This is a genomic window from Polymorphospora sp. NPDC050346 (assembly GCF_040655695.1).
Classification (GTDB): Bacteria; Actinomycetota; Actinomycetes; order Mycobacteriales; family Micromonosporaceae; genus Polymorphospora; species Polymorphospora lycopeni.
Genome location: NZ_JBFAKM010000028.1, coordinates 78,060 through 98,487 on the forward strand (window position 1 = coordinate 78,060; position 20,428 = coordinate 98,487).

Here is a 20,428-nt window from a genome sequence, read left to right on the forward strand (position 1 = left end):
TCGGTACCCGTCGCGGGTTGGACGGCGGGCCGGCGTCGGCCGCTGCGGACCAGGCGCCCGACGGGCCGTACCGGAAGAAGGAGACCGCATGCCGACCCACCGCCCACCGATCAGCCGGTTCGTGGTGTCCGAACCCGACGCCGGCCCGTACGGCATCACGGTCGGGCCGGACGCGGCGCCGTGGTTCACCCTGGTCCACGCCGGCCGGATCGGCCGGCTCGCGGCCGACGGAACCGTGGCCGGCCACCCGGTCGGTACGCCGTCGAGCGGCCCGGCGATCATCACGACGGGAGCCGACGGGGCACTGTGGTTCACCCGGTCCCGCGACCACCATATCGGACGGATCACCACCGACGGCGTCACGGCGTCGTTTCCCGTGCCGTCGGCAGAGGCCGCGCCGTTCGGTATCGCGCCAGGCCCGGACGGCGCGCTGTGGTTCACCGGGATGAACGCCGACGTGATCGGCCGGATCACCACCGACGGCCTGATCACCGAGTTTCCCCTGCCCGTCACGGGTGGCTTTCCGTCGATGATCACTGCCGGGCCGGACGGCGCGATGTGGTTCACGCTCAACCAGGCGAACGCGATCGGCCGCATCGACCCGGCCGGCGCGGTGACCCTGCACCGGCTGCCGACCGCCGACGCCGGACCGGTCGGCATCACCCGTGGCACCGACGGCAACCTCTGGTTCGTCGAGATCGCGGCCGGCCAGATCGGCCGGATCACCCCGGACGGTGCCGTCGCCGAGTTCGCGCTGCCGGACCGCGACGCGAAGCCGCACGCGATCGTCGCCGACCCGGCGGGCGGCTGCTGGTTCACCGAATGGGCCGGCAACCGGATCGGCCACGTCAGCGCCGACGGGGACTTCCACCATCACGACCTGCCCGATCCGGCGTCGGAGCCGCACGGCATCGCCGTCGGCCCCGACGCCGCCGTCTGGGTCGCGCTGGAGACCGGCACGGTTGTCCGGCTCGCGCCGCAAGCGGGCGGCTAGCCGGCCGTCGGTCAGGTCTGCGCCAGCGGCGCGTATTCCTCCTCGGTGAGGCCGAACGTCCACGCGACCCCGCCCCGCGCGGTCCGGGTGTCCGGCGGGACCCGCAGCCAGTAGGTCCGGTAGGTGCCGTCGGGCTCGGCCGTCGAGTTGACCACCTCGACCATGACCAGCGGCTCGTCGTCGCTGAGGTTGATCCGCCACAGCACGCCGCACTCGTCGCGGTGCATCGCGTGGGCGTTGCTCTCCCGCAGGTAGCGGTCGTAGCCGAAGTGCTCCAGCATCACCCGGCGGACCTCGGCGTTCTGCTCCGCCCTGATCCGCTGCACGGTCAGCCGGGGCAGCTCCTGCGCGACCTCGGGCGGGATCGCCATGCCGCGCCACACGTGCAGGCCGTAGCCGTCGGGATAGGCCAGGGCCGGCCCGTCGCCACGGTGCAGCCGGCCGACGTTGTCGCGCTCGGTGACCACCGGCCGCTCGGTCAGCACCGCGACCTGCTCGTAGGGCCACCACCAGCCGGCCGAGGTGGCGACGTTGGCCAGCCCGCGCAGGCGGGGGTCGCCGTCGAAGGCGGACAGCCAGGCCGCCTCGTGCAGCCCGTAGACGGCGTCGAAGAGCGCGGACCGCGCCCGTTCGGTCAACGGGTCGCGGACGTCGGCGACCAGGTCCTCGGCGAGCCGGGTGCGCAGCGGTGTGACGACCCGGTCGACGAGCAGATTCCAGGTGCGCTGCCCGCCGGCCGCCCAGTGCGCGGCCCAGCCGGCCGGACCGAGCCGCTCGGTCGCCGCCGTCCGGGCCGCCGCCCACGGGGCGGTGCGCAGGGTGCCGCGGATCGCCCTGCCCGGCGCGACCTCGCCGGGCACGCAGCCCTGGGCACGCAGCGCCGCCAGCACCTGGTCGATCGTGGTGGCGGTGCGGGTGGTCGGCACGGTGTCGCCGTCGGGGGCCGGGGTGCCCGGGCCGGACCCGGTCGGGCCGGTGGCGGTCGGGCCGGCGTCGGGGCGGGGGGCGGTGAGCAGTGCGGCGGCCAGCGCGCCGGCGAACGGCGACGGCAGCCAGACCACGTGGCGCGGGGCGGGCAGGCCGGCGGCGACGTATGCCTCCCGGACCGCGGCCTCGGCCGCCGGACGGTCGGCCGGCACGGTGCACAGGCCATGCTCCAGCCAACGGTCGGCGATGCCGGCCAGGGCCGCCGCGGCGGCGTCCCCGGCGGTCGCCGGCCCGTCGGTGAGCGTGTCGGCGGGGGAGATGGTCTCGGTCGCCATCAGTCGGCCACCGGCCGCCACGCGCCCGGCACGTATTCCCGCTGCCGGATCACCCGGTAGGAACCCGCCGGCAGGGCGATCGGTCCGTGCTCCTCGTGGCTGAGCCGGCCGTAACCCTCGATGAGCAGGACCGAGGGGTCGCTCTGGTCGGGCAACGCCCACAGCGTGACGCCGGAACCACTCACCACGTGGGCACGGCCGGTCGCCTCACCCCGGGCGAGCACGAGCCGGCCGCGGGCGTCGCGACCGGCCGGCACCAGGCCGGCCGGGACGTCGGCGGGTTCGATGGGATGGACGAGGACATCACCCTGGCGGTACATGCACGCTCCCGGGGTCGTTGACGGACGCTGTGGAGGCTAGCGCCGCCGTACGACAACTCAGGCGGGCACGTCGGTGAAGTGTTCGACCACCGGCGGGCCGGCGAAGTAGGGGCCGATCAGCGAACGCCAGGTCGTGAACCGTTCGCTGGCCCGGAAGTTCTCCTCGTGGGCGGCGACCGAGTCCCACTCGACCAGCAGCACGAACCGGGTCGGCGACTCGATGCCGCGGGTCATCCGCACCGACCGGCAACCGGGGGTCGTGGCCAGCACCTCGTGTCCCTTGGCGTACGCGGCGGCGAACTCGTCCTCGCGACCGGCGACCACATCGATCAGGGCAACCTCAAGCACCATGCCCGGCAGCCTCCCACGCCTGCGCCCACCCCCGCCGCCCGGGTCCTGATCCGTGTGATCAGGGAGTGGATCGAGCGTGTCGTCGGTGGGGCGTGGTGCAAACTCCCTGATCGCCCGGATAAGGAAGGGCGGGTTAGCCTCCTAGGATGGCGTAGCGGGTGTGGCGTACGGCGCGCAACCAGCGGCCCGGTCCGGGGAGAGCTGTCTGGCGAGGAAGACGGGCTAGACGCGGTGGGCGCCGACCAGGGTGGCGGCGCGGTCGGCGGAGAGCGGCTCCTCGATGACGCGCCGCTGGGTGTAGCAGGCGTGCAGCATCCGGCGCCGCTCCGGGCCGTCCGCGGCGGCCGTCACTATCCCGATGTGGTGGATCGGCCGGCCGGGCCGGGCGAAGAAGTAGAGGTCGCCGGGGAGTTCCGCGCCCAGGCGCAGGGGAGTGGTGGCGTCGGCCTGGTCGTCGGCGTCGCGTGGCAGCCGTACCCCGAACCGGCGCCAGGCCAGGTGCACCAGGCCCGAGCAGTCCACCCCGTACGCCGAGACGCCGCCCCAGATGTAGACGACGTCGCGCAGCCGGGACGCCATCGCCAGCACCTCGGTCGCGGTCGGCGGGCGGGTCGACACCGGCACGAGATGGCTCTCCGGTGTCCACAGTGGCTGCCGGTGGCCGGGGGCGTGCACCGGGCGCCAGCCGTCGCGGACGGGGCCGGCCGGCAGCAGCCGGGTGCCGAGGATGACGCCGTCGAGCACCAGGTCGCCGGCCGGGCCGGTGTGCAGGCTGGTGGTGGTGGCGTCGACGACGAGGGGCTGGCCGGGCGGGTCCACGTCCGGTGCCGGGCTCAGTTGGGTGGCCGGCAGCCAGCCGGGATAGCCGCGCGGGTCGAGCTTGGCGGCCGGCTGCTCGACGGCGACGACCCGGGCCCAGCCGTCGGCGCGTATCTCCTCGACCAGGACCCGCTCGCCGAGCAGGAGCTGGCTGAGGACGCACTCGCCGACCTGCTGGTCGCGGTCCATCGCGGAGATCCAGCCGGGGATGTCGGTGTGGTCGCCCAGTGCGGGCGCGTCGACCTCACGGGTGGCCTCCGGGCCCGCCCAGAGTGTGGCGACGGCGACCCGTACGACCGCCTCCCGGCCTGCCTCGAGCGTCATGCCCACCGCCACCCCTCCAGGTTGCGCGACCCCGCCCCGCCCGGGAATCGACGAACGTCCCGGAACCCGACCATACGAAAGTATCTTGCAATGAACAACGACGGTCTGGATGTTGCTTTCAGGTCAGGCCCACGTCGAGCCCCGGTCCGGCGGGTAAGACCACGGTCGCACCCTCGTAACGAATACCGCCGCGCACCGGTGACGCCGCCAGCCACCACGCCGCGTCCAGATCGGACACCACGGTCGTACCGTACGCCGCGACCAGGCTCGCCGCCGCCCCGAGCCCGATCGGTCCCTCCATCATCGACCCGACGACCGTGCCCATGCCGTGGGCCGCCGCGAGATCCAGCAGCGTACGCGCCGGGGCCAGCCCGCCGCACTTGGCCAGCTTGACGTTGACCATGTCGGCGGCCCGGCGCCGGATCACCTCGACCAGGTCGCGTACGTCGAAGACCGCCTCGTCGGCCAGGATCGGGGTGTCCACCCGGTCGCTGACCCACGCCAGCCCGTCGAGGTCGCGGCCGGCGACCGGCTGCTCGACGAGTTCGACGTCGAGGCCGGCGTCCTCGACGCCCCGGATGACGCGTACCGCCTCGCGGGGCGACCAGCCCTGGTTGGCGTCCAGCCGGACGCGGGCCGCCGGGCCGGCCGCCGCCCGTACGGCGCGTACCCGGGCCAGGTCGCCGGCGGCGTCGGTGCCCACCTTGACCTTCAGCACGGTGAACCCCTCGGCGGTCCGGGCGGCGGCGGCCGCCGCCAGCGCGTCGGGGTCGCCGGCGGCGAGGGTGACGTCGGTCGGCACCCGCAGCGCGGTGCCGCCGAGCAGCCGGACCAGCGGCAGCCCGGCCCGCCGGGCGGCCAGGTCGTGCAGGGCGACGTCGACGGCGCACTTGGCGGCCTCGTTGCCGGCCACCGCCCGGCGGGTGCGGGCGCAGTTGGCCAGCAGGTCGTCGGCGTCGAGTCCGGTCAGGGCCGGGCCGAGGACCTGTTCGACGCACGCCTGGGCGCCGGCGATGGACGCGCCGGTGACCTGCCAGACCTGCGGCGCCTCGCCGAATCCGGACCGGCCGTCGGCGTCGACGATCTCCACGATCAGCGTGTCGACGGTCGTGGCGCGGCGCAGCGCGGTCACGAACGGGGTGTGCAGCGGCGCCGAGAGGTGGTGGGTGCGTACGGCGGCGATCGTCATGCGGGGCACCCTATCCACCGGGCGGCGGCGGTGCGGGGCGCGGACCGGCGGCGTGGTCAGCCGTGCCGGCCCTGCCAGGCCGCCGCGGAGAGGTCGGCGATGAGGCGGCGGGCGGCGGCGTCGTGGGTGGCCCGGTCGAAGCCGTCGGCGGCGGGGTCGGCGGTGGTGCAGACGACGACCGAGTACGGCGGGGCGTCGGCGGGCAGGACCACGCCGGCGTCGTGGCGTACGCCGGTGATCCAGCCGCTCTTGTGCGCGACCGGTATGCCCGGTGGCAGGCCGGCCGGCAGGCAGTCGCGGTGTTCCTGGGCGCGGAGCACCTCGAGCATCTGCGCGCAGTGTTCGGGGGCGGCCAGCGGGCCGGGGCGGGTGGCGCCGGCGGCGATGGTGGCGAGCAGGGCGGCGAGGTCGGCGGCGGTGACCAGGTTGGTCAGGCCGGCGTCGCGGGCGGCGTAGTCCTCGATGCCGCGTTCGGTGACGCTGCGGCGGGCGCCGGCGAGGCGCCAGACGTCGGCGAGGCCGGGCAGGCCGACGTGGGCGAGGACGATGTTGGTGGCGAGGTTGCTGGATCGCACGATCATCCGGCGGGCGAGCCAGCGCAGGGAGGCGGTGCCGTCGAGATGGGCCCACACCACGGGGTCGTTGTCGTAGTCGGGGGCGCATCCGAACCGGGGCGCGCCCGGGTGGGCCGAGTCGAACTCGTTGCGTACGTCGACGGGCCGGTCGGGGTCGACGGTGCCGGCCTCGGTGGCGCGGTGCAGCGCGGCGAGTACGGCGATCTTCATGGTGCTGGCGGCGTAGTGGGTGTCGTCGGGTTGCCGGGTGTAGGCCGGTGGGGTGCCGAGGCGGCCGACGTAGGCGGAGACGGTGCCCGGGGTGGCGGCCAGGCGCTGGTCGAGGTCGTGCGGGATCACGCGGTGACGGTAGCCGAGCCGACCGCCGGCACCGCCCCGCGACGGGCCGGTCGCGGGGCGGTTTCCGGGGCTGGTCAGCCGGCGTGCTTGCGGCGGGCGGCGGCCCGGCCGCGGGTGGTCTGGTCGAGGACGACCTTGCGCAGCCGGACGGCGACGGGGGTGACCTCGACGCACTCGTCCTCGCGGCAGAACTCCAGGGCCTGTTCCAGGGACAGCTTGCGCGGCGGGATCACCTTCTCGGTCTCGTCGGCGGTCGACGAGCGCATGTTGGTGAGCTTCTTCTCCTTGGTGATGTTGACGTCCATGTCGTCGGAGCGGGAGTTCTCCCCGACGATCATGCCCTCGTACACCTCGGTGGTCGGTTCGACGAACAGGGTGCCGCGTTCCTGCAGGTTGAGCATGGCGAACGAGGTGACGGCGCCGGCGCGGTCGGCGACGAGGGAGCCGTTGTTGCGGGTACGCAGCTCGCCGAACCAGGGTTCGTAGGACTCGAACACGTGGTGCAGGATGCCGGTGCCGCGGGTGTCGGTGAGGAATTCGGTGCGGAAGCCGATCAGGCCGCGGGCCGGGACCAGCCATTCCATGCGGATCCAGCCGGTGCCGTGGTTGACGAGCTGCTCCATGCGGCCCTTGCGGGTGGCGAGGAGCTGGGTGATGGCGCCGAGGTATTCGTCGGGGGCGTCGATGGTGAGCCGTTCGACGGGTTCGCAGGTCTTTCCGTCGATCTCCCGGGTGACGACCTGCGGCTTGCCGACGGTCAGTTCGTACGTTTCGCGGCGCATCTGCTCGACGAGGATGGCGAGGGCGAGTTCGCCGCGGCCCTGGACCTCCCAGGCGTCCGGGCGGTCGGTCGGCAGGACCCGCAGCGACACGTTGCCGATGAGTTCCTTGTCGAGCCGGTCCTTGACCATGCGGGCGGTGACCTTGGCGCCCTTGACCCGGCCGACCATCGGTGAGGTGTTGGTGCCGATGGTCATCGAGATGGCCGGCTCGTCGACGGTGATCAGCGGCAGCGGGACCGGGTTGTCGACGTCGGCGAGCGTCTCGCCGATCATGATCTCGGGGATGCCGGCGACGGCCATGATGTCGCCGGGGCCGGCCTCTTCGGCGGGCTTGCGTTCCAGTCCCTCGGTCATCAGCAGTTCGGAGATGCGGACCCGCTCGGTGGTGCCGTCGGTGCGGCACCAGGCGACGGTCTGGCCCTTGCGGATGGTGCCCTGCCGGACCCGGCACAGGGCGAGCCGGCCGAGGAACGGCGACGCGTCGAGGTTGGTGACGTGGGCCTGGAGCGGCGCGGTCTCGTCGTACGCCGGCGGCGGAATGGTGTCGAGCAGGGTGCGGAACAGCGGTTCGAGGGAGTCGCTGTCGGTCGGTACGGAGCCGTCGGCGGGCTGGGTCAGCGAGGCGATGCCGTCGCGGGCGCAGGCGTAGACGATCGGGAAGTCGATCTGCTCCTCGTCGGCGTCGAGGTCGAGGAACAGTTCGTAGGTGTCGTCGACGACCTCCTTGATCCGGGCGTCCGGCCGGTCGACCTTGTTGATCACGAGGATGATCGGCATCCGGGCCTTGAGGGCCTTGCGCAGCACGAAGCGGGTCTGCGGCAGCGGTCCCTCGCTGGCGTCGACGAGCAGGACGACGCCGTCGACCATGGTCAGGCCGCGTTCGACCTCGCCGCCGAAGTCGGCGTGGCCGGGGGTGTCGATGATGTTGATGGTGAAAGGGCCGGTGCCGTCGGCGGGCACGTAACGCACCGCGGTGTTCTTGGCCAGGATGGTGATGCCCTTTTCGCGTTCCAGGTCCATGGAGTCCATGACCCGGTCGGCCATCTCGGCCCGGGCGCTGAACGCACCGGCCTGGCGCAACATGGCGTCGACCAGGGTTGTCTTGCCATGGTCGACGTGGGCGATAATGGCGACGTTGCGGAGGTCGGAGCGGGTCTGCATGCTCATATCCTCCCGCTCGCCCGTCGCCGGCCCCCGTCGGGGTCACCCTGAGGTGGCCCGGATCTCCACGCAAATCGCTGCCTGTCGCCGTCCGGCGGCTGGCATGCTGACGTTCGTGGCGGGGGAGCGACATGCATGACCTGTTGATGCGGTTGGCCGACCTGCCGCCCGGGTTGATCTACGTGGTCGCGGCGGCCCTCGTGATGGGCGAGACCGCGCTGCTCCTCGGCCTGTTCGTGCCGGCCGAGGGGACGCTTCTGCTGGTCGGGTTCCTGGCGTACACCGGGACGCTGCGACTCGGCCCGACGCTACTGATCATGATCACCGCGGCGGCCGTCGGTGACGCGTTGGCGTTCCGGGCCGGCCGGCGGTACGGGCCACGGCTGCGGGCCGGCGGATTCGGTGCCCGGGTCGGCGAGGAGCGGTGGGCCCGGGCCGACCGGATGCTGGGCCGGATGGGTGGCCGCGGCATCGCCGGGGCGCGGTGGGTGGCGTTCGCCCGCACGCTTCTGCCCCGGCTCGCCGGCAGCACCGGCATGCGCTACCGGCGGTTCGCGCCGTGGAACCTTCTCGGGGTGGTGAGCTGGGTCGGCGGCTCGATCGTCGTCGGCTATCTGGCGGGGGAGTCGTACGCGGCGGTCTCGCACTACCTGGGCCGCGCCACCGCGGCGGTGCTGCTGATGCTGGTCTCGGTCGTCGCGATCGTGCTCGCCGGCCGGTGGCTGGGCCGCAACCCCGATCCCGTACGCGCGCTGCTGGCGCGGGCCGGCCGGCTGCCGGTGCTGCGGTGGGCGGTGCACCGGTACGGCGCCCTGTTCACCGGGCTGTCGGCGCGGGTCGGTGCCGGGTGGGCACTGGTGGCCAACCTTGCCGCCGGCCTGGTGCTGCTGTTCAGCGGCGGCCTGGTGCTGGCCTGGGCGGTGTCGACGGTGGTCGACGGGAGCGGGCTGTCCGCCGTGGACACCGCGATCGCCGGCTGGTTCGCCGGGCAGCGCACCGACGGCGCGGTCGAGGTGGCGCACACGGCGATCGGCGCGTTGCGGGGATCGCTGCTGATCGCGGTGGTCGGGATGCTGGCGCTGGCACACGGCTGGCGCACCCGGGCCTGGCGCGACGACCTGGTCGGCGTGGTCGGTACGGTCGGCGCGTTCGTGCCACCGGTCCTGGTCGCGCTGGTGGCCGACCTGACCATCCTGGACGAGTCGTCGGCGGGCGGCCCGCTGCCGGCGGCGCTGCTGCCCGGCCAGAACGCGGTGGCGTCGGCGAGCCTGTGCACGCTGGCGTGGCTGCTGTCGCGGCGGGCGCGTTGGCCGGTGGCGGTGGCGGCGTGGACCGGGGCCGCGGTCGGGGTGGTGACGGTCGCGGGTGCCCGGCTCTACGTCGGCTGGAGCACCGCGAGCGAGACGGTGACGTCGGTGCTGCTCGGGGTCCTGTGGACGGCGGTGTTCATGATCGCCTGGGCGACCCGGGACCGGGCCGTGCCGAAGCCGCACGGGTTGACCGGCACCGAACCAGCCGGCACCGAACCAGCCGGCACCGGGGCGGCCGGTATCGCATCAGCCGGCACCGAGGTGGCCGGCACCGGTGGGCCGGTGGCGGACGGGTGGCCGGCGGGCGACCCAGGGCCGGTCGTCGACGGTGGCCGGGCCGACGGGGACCGGCCGGCGGTCGGTGCCGCGGGCCTGGAGCAGGCCGGTCCGGAGGCGGGTGGCGGTCGGGCGAACGCGGGCACCTACCGGCCGCGACGGGCTGCGGGCCTGGTCTGACCGGGGCGCCCGAGGCGGCGTCCAGTTTGCCCGGGCGGGTCCCGTCCAAGGTCAACCGCTGTTATGGTGCGTCCCGCGCCGGTCCCCACCTGCCACGACCTGCGCGGCTCGTCGCTCGTGCGGCTGGCCGCCGGTCGGCGGGGCCCGGTCTGGACCGACACGGGAGGGGACGTCCGATGCGGACACGGGCACGCCGGACAGTGGTGGTGCTGGTCGCAGCCGTGCTGGCGGTCGCCGGTTGCGGCGACGCCGGTGGCGACCTGGCCGGGGACGGGTTGGCCGGGGACGGGATGTCCGACGTGGTGGCCCCGGTGGTCGAGGCCACCGGCACGCCGTCGCCGACCCCGCCACCGCCGCATGTGCAGGGGTTCGGTGCCGCCCCCACGCCCAGTGCCAGCCCGACGCCGGGCGTCACCCCGTCGGCCCGGCCGAAACCGACCCGCAAGCCGCCGGTCGAGGCCAAGCTGCCGCCGGCCGTACCGGCGCCGGCTCCCAGCGGCTGCAAGCCGAAGTACGTGGGCACGCAGGCAACCCGGGCCCAGGCGAAGGCGGCGCTGACCGAGGCGGCGGGGCGGACGTACTGGCCGACGTCGGCGCCGGGCATCCGGGTGCCGGTCAACCTGGTGAAGGCTGTCGCGTGGCAGGAGAGCGGCTGGCAGTCCAACATCATCGCGTGTGACGGCGGGATCGGCCTGATGCAGGTGATGCCGGACACCGCGGCGTACGTCAACATGCGGTTCGAGAAGAACTACGACGTCGACGACTACCGGGACAACGCGACGCTGGGCGCGAACTACCTGGCCTGGCTGATCAAGTACTTCGGCGACGTCTACTTCGGGGGCGACTACACGCTGACGTACGACGGGGAGTGCGCCAGCCATACCGCGCCGTGCCTGGTCAACGCGGTGTTGGCGGCGTACAACTTCGGCTACGGGAAGGTCGACACCGCCGACGGGCTGGTGATCCCGAACCCGCGCTACGTCGAGAACGTCCGGTGGTTGACGACCGGATGCGAGTGCCTGGCGTTCTAGCCGCCGCCCGCCGCCGCGCCGGTGTCACGATCCGGCGCGGCGGCGGGCCGGACCGGTCAGTCGGTCTTGGCGCGGGCCAGGGCGCTCGGCCACCAGAAGCGGCGGCCGACGGTGACGGCGATGGCCGGCACCAGCAGGGTGCGGACGAGCAGGGTGTCGAGCAGCACGCCGAGGCCGACGATGATCCCGAGTTCGGTGAGGGTGACCAGGGGCAGCACGCCGAGCACGGCGAACACGGCCGCGAGCAGGATGCCGGCGCTGGTGATGACACCGCCGGTGACGGCCAGCGAGGTCAGCATGCCCTTGCGGGTGCCGAGGGTGAACGCCTCCTCGCGGGCGCGGGTGGCGAGGAAGATGTTGTAGTCGACGCCGAGCGCGACCAGGAACAGGAACGCCAGCAGGGGCACCGAGGTGTCCAGGGCGGCGTAGTCGAGGACGTTGGTGAACAGGAAGTTGCCGGCGCCCAGGGCCGCGAAGTAGGTCGCGACGACGGTGGTGACCAGCACCAGCGGGGCGACCAGTGAGCGCAGCAGCACGATCAGGACGAGCAGGACGACGACGAGCACCAGCGGTACGACGACCTTGAGGTCGCGGATGGCGGCGTCGCGGGTGTCGAGGTTGCTGGCCACGGTGCCGCCGACGAGCGCGTCGGCGTCGGGTACGTCGTCGACGCGCTCGCGCAGGTCGCGGATCGTGTCGAAGCTGGCGGTGCTGTCCGGTTCGGCCTCCAGCACGACGTCGATGGCGACGAGGTCGGCGGTGCGTTCGGCGACGCGGGCGCTGGCGACGCCGGGGGTGTCCTGGACGGCGGTGAGGAGTGGCTGCTCGCTGCCGGCGTTGCCGATGACGCTGGTCGGGTCGGCGGAGCCGGCGGGGAAGTGGCGGGCGAGGGTGTCGAGGCCGTCGATCGACTCGGCCTGGACCCGGAACTGTTCGGTGCGGCTGAGGCCGAGCCGGGCGTCGCTGAGGCCGAGGGCGAGGAGGGCGAGCACGGCCAGGGAGCCGGCGAGCACGGCGCGCGGGCGGCGGGCGACGAGGCCGCCGACGCGGGCCCAGATGCCGGAGCGGGCGGGGTCGGCCTGCCCGGCGCGGGGCACGAACGGCCAGAAGAGGCCACGACCGCAGACGGACAGCGCGGCGGGCAGCACCACCAGGCCGTACGTGGCGGCGACGGCGAGCCCGACCGCGCCGGCGACGCCGATCGCCCGGTCGTTGCCGAGTACGGCGGTGAGCAGGGTGAGCAGGCTCAGGCAGACGGTGGTGGCGCTGGCGGCGATGGCCGGTCCGGCCGACGACAGCGAGCGGCGCATCGCCTCGCGCCGGTCGTCGACGCGGCGCAGCTCCTCGCGGTAGCGGGCGATCAGCAGCAGGGCGTAGTTGGTGCCGGCGCCGAAGACGAGGACGTCGACGATGCCGGTGGTCGACGGGTCGATCGGCAGTTCGATCGCCCGGCTGAGCATGGCGATCAGGCCGTTGGTGACCACGTCGGCGGTGCCGACGACGGCCAGCGGGACGAGCCACAGCCAGGGGCTGCGGTAGGTGACGATCAGCAGTAGGGCGACGACGACGACGGTGACCAGCAGCAGCCGGAAGTTGGCGCCGTCGAACGAGGAGGCGATGTCGGCGGTGAATCCGGCGCCGCCGCTGACCTGCGCGGTCGCGCCGGCGGGCAGGCCGTCGACGGCGGTGGCGCGCAGCCGTTCGACGGTGGCGATCGTGGTGTCGGTGTCGAGGTCGGCGGGCAGTGGTACGGCGAGCAGGGCGGCCGCCCGGTCGGGGGAGTAGACGGGTGGGGAGACCTGGCCGCCGGTGGCCTCGCCGGCGAACGCGGCGGCGTCGGCGGCGATGGCGGCCTCGTCGTCGGCGGTCAGTGGCTGCCCGCCGCGGGAGTAGACGACGAGAGCCGGGTTGAGCTGGCCGCTGGGCAGTTGTCGCTGGAGTTCGGCGACCCGGACGGACTCGGCGGTGTCGGGCAGTGCGGCCGTCGGGTCGGTGCTCTCGTAGGCCTGGCCGCCGCCGAGGATGACGGCGGCGGAGAACACGGCCGCGACGAGGAGCACGATCCAGGCGCTCCACCGGCCGCTGACGATCGCGCCGATCCGGCCGCCGATCCTGGTCGGCCGGTGGTCGCCGGCGGGGTCGGCCGGGCCGACGTCGGTTTCGGTGTCCGTCCGGCCGGAGGTGACCTGTCGCGGTGTCATCCACATCTCCCGATAAACGTACTTGCCGACAACCAAGTATCTCGACGATCGAGATTATCGACGCCTCCGGTAGAGTGCAAATCAGGTGAGGCAAGGCACGGAAAGGCGGACAACCTCGGTGACGCACGGCATGTACCGGCCGCGTGACACGCGGCGTGAAGCGCTCACCGCCGACATCGCCGTCGACCTGCGCCGGCTCACCATCGACTCCGAGCACGTCGGGCACGCCTTCGCCAGCCTGCACGGGCTCGGCGCCACCGACCTCCAGGCCCTCATCGCGATCATGGACGCGGAGCGGGAGGAAAACCCGATCACCCCGGGCCGGCTGGGCGAGCACCTCAACCTGTCGTCCGGCTCGGTCACCGCCCTCATCGACCGGCTGGAACGCGCCGGCCACATCCGCCGCGACCGGGACACCGTCGACCGGCGCAAGGTCTTCCTCCGCTACGCCGACCGGGGCGCCCGCGTCGCCATGGACTTCTTCCGCCCACTCGGCTGGCGCACCGAGGGCGTGATGTCCGGCTACACCGACGACGAGCTGACGGTCGTGCACCGGTTCATGCGGGACATGGCGGCGATGATGCGCCAGCACCGCGACGACGTACGGGCCGGTCGGCCCACCGGCCCGGCACCCGGGGGCGACGCGGCGGACCGGGCCGCCCCGGCCGGCCGGCCGCCGGACTGATGTTCGCCGCGCTGGCGGCCGGGCTCGCCGCCCGCCTCCTGCGACTGCCCCCGGCGCGCACCCGCCGGGTGGTCCGCCGGGCCGGCCTGCGGGTCCGGGCCCGCGACGGGGTCAAGCTGCTGACCGACCACTACGCCCCCGACCTGCCGGCCGCGCCCACCGTGCTGATCCGGACCCCGTACGGGCGGGGCCTGCCGATGCGGGTGCTCGGCCGCCTGCTGGCCGGGCAGGGCTTCCACGTGGTGATCCAGTCGTGCCGGGGCACGTTCGGCTCCGGCGGGGTGTTCGAGCCGTTCGCCGACGAGCGCGCCGACGGCCTGGACACCGTCGACTGGCTGCGCCGGCAGCGCTGGTACTCGGGCGGGTTCGGCATGTTCGGCGCCAGCTACCAGGGCTTCGTGCAGTGGGCGCTGGCCCCGGACGCCGGCCCCGACCTGCGCGCGATGGTCGCTGTCGTCGCCGCGTCGACCAGCCGCGAATCGACGTACGCCGGTGGGGCCTTCTCGCTCGACAGCGTGCTGACCTGGGTGGAACTGATCGAGGCGCAGCGGGTGCCGTGGCTGGCCCGGCAGGTCGAGCTGAAGCGCGGCCAGCCGGGGCTGGTCGCCGGGCTGGCCCATCTGCCGCTGGCCGAGGCCGACCGGATCGCCACCGGCGCGGCGGTGCCGTTCTTCCAGGACTGGCTGCGGCACCACCGGCCGCGGGCGGCGTACTGGCGGGCTCGGGTCTTCGACGCCCGGATCACCGAGGTCACCGCCCCGGTCGGCATGATCACCGGCTGGCACGACATCTTCCTGCCGGCCCAACTGGCCGACTACGCGCGGCTGCGGGCGGCGGGCCGGCGGCCCTACCTGACGGTCGGGCCGTGGACGCATGGCAGCCCGGGGCTGCTCGCGGCGTCCGTACGCGAGGGGGTGGCCTGGCTGCGGGCGCACCTGGCCGGTGACGCCGTCGGTCTGCGCACGGCACCGGTACGCGTCCACGTCGGCGGCGGCGCGGGCTGGCGTGAACTGCCGTGGTGGCCGCCGCCGGCGGTGCCGGTGGCCTGGCACCTGCAACCCGGCGGCGGCCTGGACCCGGCGCTGCCGCCGCCGTCGGCCCCGGACCGGTTCCGCTACGACCCGGCCGATCCGACGCCGTCGCTGGGCGGCCCGTTGCTCGTCGCCCAGCGGGCCGGGACGGTCGACAACCGCGACCTGGAGGCCCGCCCGGACGTGCTGACCTACACCGGTGCGCCGCTGCGCGCGCCGGTCGAGGTGGTCGGCCCGGTCGCGGCGGAGATCCGGGTACGCAGCGAACTGCCCTACTTCGACGTCTTCGTCCGGCTGTGCGACGTGGACCGGCGCGGGCGCTCCCGGAACGTGTGCGACGGCCTGGTCCGGGTGGCGCCGGAAGGCTTCCCGACGTCGGCCGACGGGGTGGTGGCCGTGCCGGTGGCGATGTGGCCGGTCGCGCACCGGTTCGCCGCCGGCCACCGGCTGCGGGTGCAGGTCAGTGGGGGTGCGCATCCGCGCTACGCCCGCAACCCCGGCACCGGCGAGCCGCTGGGTACGGCGGTCACGCTGCGGGCCGGCGACCGCGAGATCCACCACGATCCGACCCATCCGTCGGCGATCCTGCTCCCCGTCGTAGAAGCGGGCTGAGCTACCACTTTCAGGTGTCTGGTTCACCATTTCCACACCTGTCACAAAACCGACAAATAGCCTGCCGTGTCAGGTGTCGGTAGCCGCGCCGTCGCCCGTACGAAAGGGGACGACGTGCGCGTCGCCACCACGACCACGGTGCTCATCGCCGGCCTGTCGGCCACTCTCGCCGCCCCCGTGCCGGCCGTCGCCCGGGCCGCCGAACCGGCCGCGACCGTACGCGTCGACGGCTCGCTCAACGTCCGGGCCGGCGCCTCGACCGCCGACCGGCGCGTCGGCACGCTGCGCGACGGCACCCGGATCACCGTCACCTGCCAGGTGTACGGCGAACTCGTCACCGGCACCCAGGGCCGGTCGGCGCACTGGAACCTGCTGTCCAGCGGCCGGTACGTCGCCGACGCCTACATCCGCTGGACCCCGTCGCGGCCCGCCGTGGCCTGGTGCGGCGGCAACCGGGCGGCCGTGGCCACGGCGCGCACCGGCGGCGGGCCGCTCAACCTGCGTGCCGGCGCCGGCACCGGTCACGCCCACGTCGGCACCGTCGCCGACGGCAGCCGGCTCACCGTGGAATGCCAGACCTGGGGCCAGACGGTCACCGGGGCGGTACGGCGCAGCTCCGCCTGGAACCGGCTGGCCGGTGGCCGGTTCGTCGCCGACGCGTACGTCGCCTGGAACCCCGCCGCGTCGAACCTGCCGTGGTGCGGCCAGGCGCCGCCGACCGTACCGACCGCCGACCGCAACCGGTTCATCCAGCGGATCGCCGAGCCGGCCCGGGCCGGCTTCCGCCAGTACAAGGTGCCGGCCTCGGTCACCATCGCCCAGGCGATCCAGGAATCCGGCTGGGGCGGCAGCGGCCTGACCCGCCGCGACCACAACTACTTCGGGATCAAGTGCTTCGGCGCCCCGGGCCCGATCGCGGTCGGCTGCCGGTCGTACGCGACCACCGAGTGCGAGGGCACCCGCTGCTACGGCACCACCGCCAGCTTCCGCGCCTACCGCGACGCGGCCGGTTCGTTCGCCGACCACGGCCGCTTCCTCAGGGACAACAGCCGGTACCGGCCCGCGTTCGCGTACAGCGACAACCCGGACCGGTTCGCCGCCGAGATCCACAAGGCCGGGTACGCCACCTCGCCGACGTACGCGACGAACCTGATCAGGCTGATGAAGCAGTACGACCTCTACCGCTACGACCGGTGAGGCCGCCGTCGGGCTGGTGCCGGACACGGCGCGGCCCGACGGTGGGTGAGATGTGGCGGGTGAGATGCGGCGATGGCCGGCCACCCGCTATTCTCCTATGTTCGGGAAAACAAAAGAATCGCATGTGACATGCGATTCTTTTGGGACTTTATCGAACAGGGAGACAATTTGTCAATCTCGTCCAGGGCCGCCGCCGACCAGCGCACCGACGAGGTCGACCGCGAGCAGGCGCACGTGTCGATGCTCTACCGACGGCTCGACGCGATGCGTGATCATGCCGCGAAACGGCTGGCCAGGGCCTTGCGTGAAACCGGTGGTACGCCCCAGGCCCGGTCCCAGCGCGACAGCGCCACCGCGGTGTACCGCGAGCAGGTGGCGCAGATCGACGCGGTGGAAAACGGGCTCTGTTTCGGCCGGCTCGATTTCGACGACGACCGCACCGCGCACGTCGGCCGGATCGGGATATTCGACGAGACCCACGGCCACCGGCCGCTGCTGCTCGACTGGCGGTCGGACGCCGCCCGGCCGTTCTATCTCGCCACCGCCGCCGCCCCGCACGGCGTGACCCGCCGCCGGCACATCCGCACCAACGACCGCACCGTGGTCCGCCTCGACGACGAGGTGCTCGACCTCACCGCCGCCGACCCCACCGGCAGCACCGGGCTGGCCGGCGAGGCGACCCTGTTCGCCGCGCTCGGCGCCGGCCGCACCGGACGGATGCGCGACATCGTCGAGACGATCCAGGCCGAACAGGACCGGATCATCCGTTCCGACGTCGCCGGCCTGCTCGTCGTCCAGGGCGGCCCCGGCACCGGCAAGACCGCCGTCGCCCTGCACCGGGTCGCCTACCTGCTCTACACCCACCGCCGGGAACTCTCCACCCGTGCCGTACTCGTCGTCGGGCCCAACCCGACCTTCCTCAACTACATCTCCCAGGTGCTGCCGTCGCTGGCGGAGACCGGCGTGCTGCTGCGCACCCCCGGCGACCTGTTCCCCGGGGTGACCGCCCGCCGCGACGAGCCCGCCGAGGTGGCCGAGATCAAAGGGCGGCCGGTGATGGTCGACGTACTCGCCGCGGCCGTCGCCGACCGGCAGCGGCTGCCCGACGAGCCCATCGAGATCAACGTCGAGCAGGACACCCTGCGGCTCGACCCGGCGACCGTCGCCGACGCCCGGACCCGCGCCCGCCGCTCCGGCAAGCTGCACAACCTCGCCCGGCCGCTATTCGACACCGAGATCATCCACGCCCTCGCCGCCCAACTCGCCGCGAAGATCGGCGCCGACCCGCTCGGCGGCGACAACCTGCTCGACGAGGCCGACGTCGCCGAGATCCGGCGCGAACTGCGTCGCGAACCCGAGGTGCTCGCCACACTCGACTGGCTGTGGCCGATCCTCAGCCCGCAGCAACTCGTCGCCGGCCTGTTCGCCTCCGACGCCCGCCTCGCCGCGGCCGCCCCGCAACTCACCGCCGTCGAGCGGGAGCTGCTGCGCCGCGACCCGCGCGGCGGCTGGTCACCGGCTGACGTGCCACTGCTCGACGAGGCCGCCGAACTCCTCGGCGAGGACGCCACCGTCGAGGCCGTGCTCGCCGAACGCGAACGGCAACGCCAGATCGAATACGCCGAGGGCGCCCTGGAGATCGCGATGGGCTCCCGTTCGATCGACGTCGAGGACGAGGCCGAACCCGAACTGCTCGCCGCCACCGACCTGCTCGACGCCGACCTGCTCGCCGACCGGCACGAGTACGGCGACCAGCTGACCGCCGCCCAGCGCGCCGCCGCCGACCGCCGGTGGGCGTTCGGGCACATCGTCGTCGACGAGGCCCAGGAACTGTCCCCGATGGCCTGGCGGCTGCTGATGCGCCGCACGCCGAACCGGTCGATGACCGTCGTCGGCGACGTCGCCCAGACCGGCGACCTCGGCGGCACCTCGTCGTGGGCACAGGTCTTCGAGCCGTACGTGGCGGACCGCTGGCGGCTCGCCGAACTCGAGGTCAACTACCGCACCCCGGCCGAGATCATGTCGGTCGCCGCGCGGCTGCTCGCCGACATCGACCCCACGCTGACCCCACCCCGGTCCGTACGCGAGACCGGCGTACCACCGTGGGCCAGCCGTACCGCCCCGGGTGAACTGCCCGCCCGGCTCGCCGACGTGGTGACCCGGGAGGCGGACGACGTCACCGACGGCCGTCTCGGCGTGATCGTGCCCGCCGCGCGGCTGGCCGAGCTGGGGCGGGCGGTCGCCTCGGCGGTCCCGGACGCGGCGGTCGGTGACCGGTCCGACCTGGTCAACCGGGTTGTCGTGCTGACCGTACGGCAGGCCAAGGGGCTGGAGTTCGACTCGGTCGTCGTCGTCGAGCCGGCCGAGATCGCCGCCGAGTCGCCCCGTGGCGACAGCGACCTCTACGTGGCGCTGACCCGGGCCACCCGCCGGCTCGGCGTCGTCCACAGCGGAGAGTTGCCGGCCGCCCTCGCGGACCTGGCCGATCGGCCGACCTGATCACCCGATGTCCCGACCGGATCGGTACGGCGTACGCCGTACCGTGGATCCATGGTGGACTGGGCGGCGGCCGTCGGGATAGTGGGTGTCGTCGGGGCGGTGGGTGTCCTCGGCGTGGCCGCCGCCGTCATCGGTCGGGTCCGGGCGGCCGGCCGGCGCAAGGACCTGGTCGGCGGCGCGCTGCGGACACGGCAACCGGTCGCTCCGGCCTGGTCGGACGATCCGCCGGTGCGGGAGATGCCGGCCGAGGCCGAGGTGATCGCCGAGATCGCCGAACTGCTCGATCGGGGCAAGCGGCGCCAGGCGACCTGTGTGCTGCGCGGGCACACCGGCATGGCGGGCGCCGACGCCAAGCGGCTGGTCGACGAGATCGGGGCGGGCCGGCACCCGGCCACGTGGCCGGTCCGGACGCCGGTCGTCGGGGCCGACTGGGAGTTCGACCCGTACATCGTCGACCGGGCGTTCACCCTTAAGAAGCGGGGCCGTGAGGCCGACGCCGTACGGCTGCTCTGCGAGCGGCTCGGCGCTCCGCTGTCCGAGGCGACCAAGCTCGTCAGTTGAGCGCCGGCAGGCTGGCGGTGGGCTGGCGGCCCGTCGGTAGCGTGGGGCCATGGAATGGTTCGGGGCCCTTGGCGCGATCGTGGTCGTACTGGTGATCTGTGTGATCGTGTTCGTCGCCGCCCGCTCCCGCCGCCGCGGTGCCGACCTGGTCGGCGGCGCCCTGGCCGAGCGGGCGCGGTACGGCGCCGGACCGGCCGGTGGCAAGGGTGCCGGTGTCGTGGCCGGACCCGAGGGGATCGAAGGTCTCGACCGTCTCGACGCCACCGACCGGGCGCTGGTCGCCGAGATCCTGGAGTTGCTCGGCCGGAACCGGAAGATCCACGCGATCAAGGTTCTGCGGACGCGGCGCCCGATGGGCCTGGCCGAGGCGAAGCAGGTGGTCGAGCAGATCGGGGCGGGCCGGGTGCCGGCGCGCTGGCCGGGCCAGCCGCCCCGGTTGCCGGAGGTCGCCGACCGGTCCGTTGTCGACCGGGCCACCGACCTGAAGCGTCAGGGCCGGCCGATCGAGGCGGTCAAGCTGGTCCGCGCCGAGACGGGCCTGTCCCTGCGCGAGGCCAAGGACATGGTCGACGCCCTCTGACCCGGCCCTGGTGCCACTAGCCGCGATCTTGCACTTGTCGCCCGACAAATCCGGCGAACGGGGGAGACAACTGCAAGATCGCGGGGGATCGGGGGCGGGTCAGAGGGCGTCGACCATGTCCTTGGCCTCGCGCAGGGACAGGCCCGTCT

16 protein-coding genes and 1 pseudogene are annotated in these 20,428 nt (G+C 73.8%); 9 read left to right on the plus strand and 8 right to left on the minus strand.

Annotated features, from left to right (window positions below; genetic code table 11):
• Nucleotides 1-88 precede the first annotated feature (88 nt).
• The gene (locus tag AB0I42_RS25650) at nucleotides 89-994 is read left to right on the plus strand and encodes a virginiamycin B lyase (protein WP_357540841.1); all 906 of its coding nucleotides are present in this window, start codon (nucleotides 89-91) and stop codon (nucleotides 992-994) included.
• 11 nt (nucleotides 995-1,005) lie between these two features.
• Here the strand turns inward: AB0I42_RS25650 and AB0I42_RS25655 are convergent, their stop codons facing one another.
• The 7 genes from AB0I42_RS25655 to typA form a co-directional block, all read right to left on the minus strand.
• Nucleotides 1,006-2,256: a DUF6745 domain-containing protein gene (locus AB0I42_RS25655; RefSeq protein ID WP_357540843.1), complete on the minus strand. Its 1,251-nt coding sequence runs from the start codon at nucleotides 2,254-2,256 to the stop codon at nucleotides 1,006-1,008.
• On the minus strand, nucleotides 2,256-2,576 hold the full coding sequence (locus tag AB0I42_RS25660; RefSeq protein ID WP_357540845.1) for a hypothetical protein: 321 nt from the start codon (nucleotides 2,574-2,576) through the stop codon (nucleotides 2,256-2,258). Before AB0I42_RS25660 ends, AB0I42_RS25655 begins: the two co-directional genes overlap by 1 nt.
• A 57-nt stretch (nucleotides 2,577-2,633) precedes the next feature.
• Nucleotides 2,634-2,927, minus strand: coding sequence for an antibiotic biosynthesis monooxygenase family protein (locus tag AB0I42_RS25665; RefSeq protein ID WP_357540847.1), 294 nt, complete (start codon nucleotides 2,925-2,927; stop codon nucleotides 2,634-2,636).
• A 222-nt stretch (nucleotides 2,928-3,149) separates the two neighbouring features.
• On the minus strand, nucleotides 3,150-4,070 hold the full coding sequence (locus tag AB0I42_RS25670; RefSeq protein ID WP_357540849.1) for an NlpC/P60 family protein: 921 nt from the start codon (nucleotides 4,068-4,070) through the stop codon (nucleotides 3,150-3,152).
• Between the two features lie 118 nt (nucleotides 4,071-4,188).
• Entirely contained in the window at nucleotides 4,189-5,259 is a 1,071-nt protein-coding gene (locus AB0I42_RS25675) for a dipeptide epimerase (RefSeq protein ID WP_357540851.1), read from the minus strand.
• Nucleotides 5,260-5,315: 56 nt separating this feature from the next.
• A complete protein-coding gene (locus AB0I42_RS25680; RefSeq protein WP_357540853.1) occupies nucleotides 5,316-6,173 on the minus strand; it encodes a serine hydrolase in 858 nt (285 codons plus the stop codon).
• A 74-nt stretch (nucleotides 6,174-6,247) separates the two neighbouring features.
• Nucleotides 6,248-8,116 carry a translational GTPase TypA gene (gene typA / locus AB0I42_RS25685; RefSeq protein WP_357540855.1) on the minus strand — a complete coding sequence of 623 codons (1,869 nt, stop codon included), beginning with the start codon at nucleotides 8,114-8,116 and terminating at the stop codon, nucleotides 6,248-6,250.
• 131 nt (nucleotides 8,117-8,247) lie between these two features.
• Here typA and AB0I42_RS25690 point away from each other — a divergent pair.
• Both AB0I42_RS25690 and AB0I42_RS25695 read left to right on the plus strand, forming a co-directional pair.
• Nucleotides 8,248-9,597: pseudogene (locus AB0I42_RS25690) on the plus strand (VTT domain-containing protein); the annotation flags it as partial.
• A gap of 461 nt (nucleotides 9,598-10,058) precedes the next feature.
• A complete protein-coding gene (locus AB0I42_RS25695) occupies nucleotides 10,059-10,913 on the plus strand; it encodes a lytic transglycosylase domain-containing protein (protein WP_357540857.1) in 855 nt (284 codons plus the stop codon).
• A 56-nt stretch (nucleotides 10,914-10,969) separates the two neighbouring features.
• On the opposite strand, the gene AB0I42_RS25700 is transcribed toward AB0I42_RS25695, so the two are convergent.
• Entirely contained in the window at nucleotides 10,970-13,114 is a 2,145-nt protein-coding gene (locus tag AB0I42_RS25700; RefSeq protein WP_357540859.1) for an MMPL family transporter, read from the minus strand.
• A 130-nt stretch (nucleotides 13,115-13,244) separates the two neighbouring features.
• Between AB0I42_RS25700 and AB0I42_RS25705 the strand changes: the two genes are divergently transcribed.
• The 6 genes from AB0I42_RS25705 (at nucleotide 13,245) to AB0I42_RS25730 (ending at nucleotide 20,279) form a co-directional block, all read left to right on the plus strand.
• Nucleotides 13,245-13,799 (plus strand): MarR family transcriptional regulator, encoded by a 555-nt coding sequence (locus AB0I42_RS25705; protein ID WP_357540887.1) that lies wholly within the window; start codon nucleotides 13,245-13,247, stop codon nucleotides 13,797-13,799.
• Nucleotides 13,799-15,442 (plus strand): CocE/NonD family hydrolase, encoded by a 1,644-nt coding sequence (locus AB0I42_RS25710; RefSeq protein ID WP_357540861.1) that lies wholly within the window; start codon nucleotides 13,799-13,801, stop codon nucleotides 15,440-15,442. Before AB0I42_RS25705 ends, AB0I42_RS25710 begins: the two co-directional genes overlap by 1 nt.
• Nucleotides 15,443-15,556: 114 nt before the next feature.
• Nucleotides 15,557-16,639: a sporangiospore maturation cell wall hydrolase GsmA gene (gene gsmA, locus AB0I42_RS25715; RefSeq protein ID WP_357540863.1), complete on the plus strand. Its 1,083-nt coding sequence runs from the start codon at nucleotides 15,557-15,559 to the stop codon at nucleotides 16,637-16,639.
• 240 nt (nucleotides 16,640-16,879) lie between these two features.
• The gene (locus tag AB0I42_RS25720) at nucleotides 16,880-19,138 is read left to right on the plus strand and encodes a UvrD-helicase domain-containing protein (protein ID WP_357540889.1); all 2,259 of its coding nucleotides are present in this window, start codon (nucleotides 16,880-16,882) and stop codon (nucleotides 19,136-19,138) included.
• A 51-nt stretch (nucleotides 19,139-19,189) separates the two neighbouring features.
• Nucleotides 19,190-19,699 (plus strand): hypothetical protein, encoded by a 510-nt coding sequence (locus tag AB0I42_RS25725; protein ID WP_357540865.1) that lies wholly within the window; start codon nucleotides 19,190-19,192, stop codon nucleotides 19,697-19,699.
• 49 nt (nucleotides 19,700-19,748) lie between these two features.
• Nucleotides 19,749-20,279 (plus strand): hypothetical protein, encoded by a 531-nt coding sequence (locus tag AB0I42_RS25730; RefSeq protein ID WP_357540867.1) that lies wholly within the window; start codon nucleotides 19,749-19,751, stop codon nucleotides 20,277-20,279.
• The last annotated feature ends 149 nt before the right edge of the window (nucleotides 20,280-20,428 follow it).

Bases quoted from the DNA above. Each gene is read 5' to 3' on its own strand.
- AB0I42_RS25650 (WP_357540841.1), top strand. From the start codon at position 89: ATGCCGACCCACCGCCCACCGATCAGCCGGTTCGTGGTGTCCGAACCC.
- AB0I42_RS25655 (WP_357540843.1), bottom strand. From the start codon at position 2,256: ATGGCGACCGAGACCATCTCCCCCGCCGACACGCTCACCGACGGGCCG.
- AB0I42_RS25660 (WP_357540845.1), bottom strand. From the start codon at position 2,576: ATGTACCGCCAGGGTGATGTCCTCGTCCATCCCATCGAACCCGCCGAC.
- AB0I42_RS25665 (WP_357540847.1), bottom strand. From the start codon at position 2,927: ATGGTGCTTGAGGTTGCCCTGATCGATGTGGTCGCCGGTCGCGAGGAC.
- AB0I42_RS25670 (WP_357540849.1), bottom strand. From the start codon at position 4,070: ATGACGCTCGAGGCAGGCCGGGAGGCGGTCGTACGGGTCGCCGTCGCC.
- AB0I42_RS25675 (WP_357540851.1), bottom strand. From the start codon at position 5,259: ATGACGATCGCCGCCGTACGCACCCACCACCTCTCGGCGCCGCTGCAC.
- typA (WP_357540855.1), bottom strand. From the start codon at position 8,116: ATGCAGACCCGCTCCGACCTCCGCAACGTCGCCATTATCGCCCACGTC.
- AB0I42_RS25695 (WP_357540857.1), top strand. From the start codon at position 10,059: ATGCGGACACGGGCACGCCGGACAGTGGTGGTGCTGGTCGCAGCCGTG.
- AB0I42_RS25700 (WP_357540859.1), bottom strand. From the start codon at position 13,114: ATGACACCGCGACAGGTCACCTCCGGCCGGACGGACACCGAAACCGAC.
- AB0I42_RS25705 (WP_357540887.1), top strand. From the start codon at position 13,245: ATGTACCGGCCGCGTGACACGCGGCGTGAAGCGCTCACCGCCGACATC.
- AB0I42_RS25710 (WP_357540861.1), top strand. From the start codon at position 13,799: ATGTTCGCCGCGCTGGCGGCCGGGCTCGCCGCCCGCCTCCTGCGACTG.
- AB0I42_RS25720 (WP_357540889.1), top strand. From the start codon at position 16,880: ATGCTCTACCGACGGCTCGACGCGATGCGTGATCATGCCGCGAAACGG.
- AB0I42_RS25725 (WP_357540865.1), top strand. From the start codon at position 19,190: ATGGTGGACTGGGCGGCGGCCGTCGGGATAGTGGGTGTCGTCGGGGCG.
- AB0I42_RS25730 (WP_357540867.1), top strand. From the start codon at position 19,749: ATGGAATGGTTCGGGGCCCTTGGCGCGATCGTGGTCGTACTGGTGATC.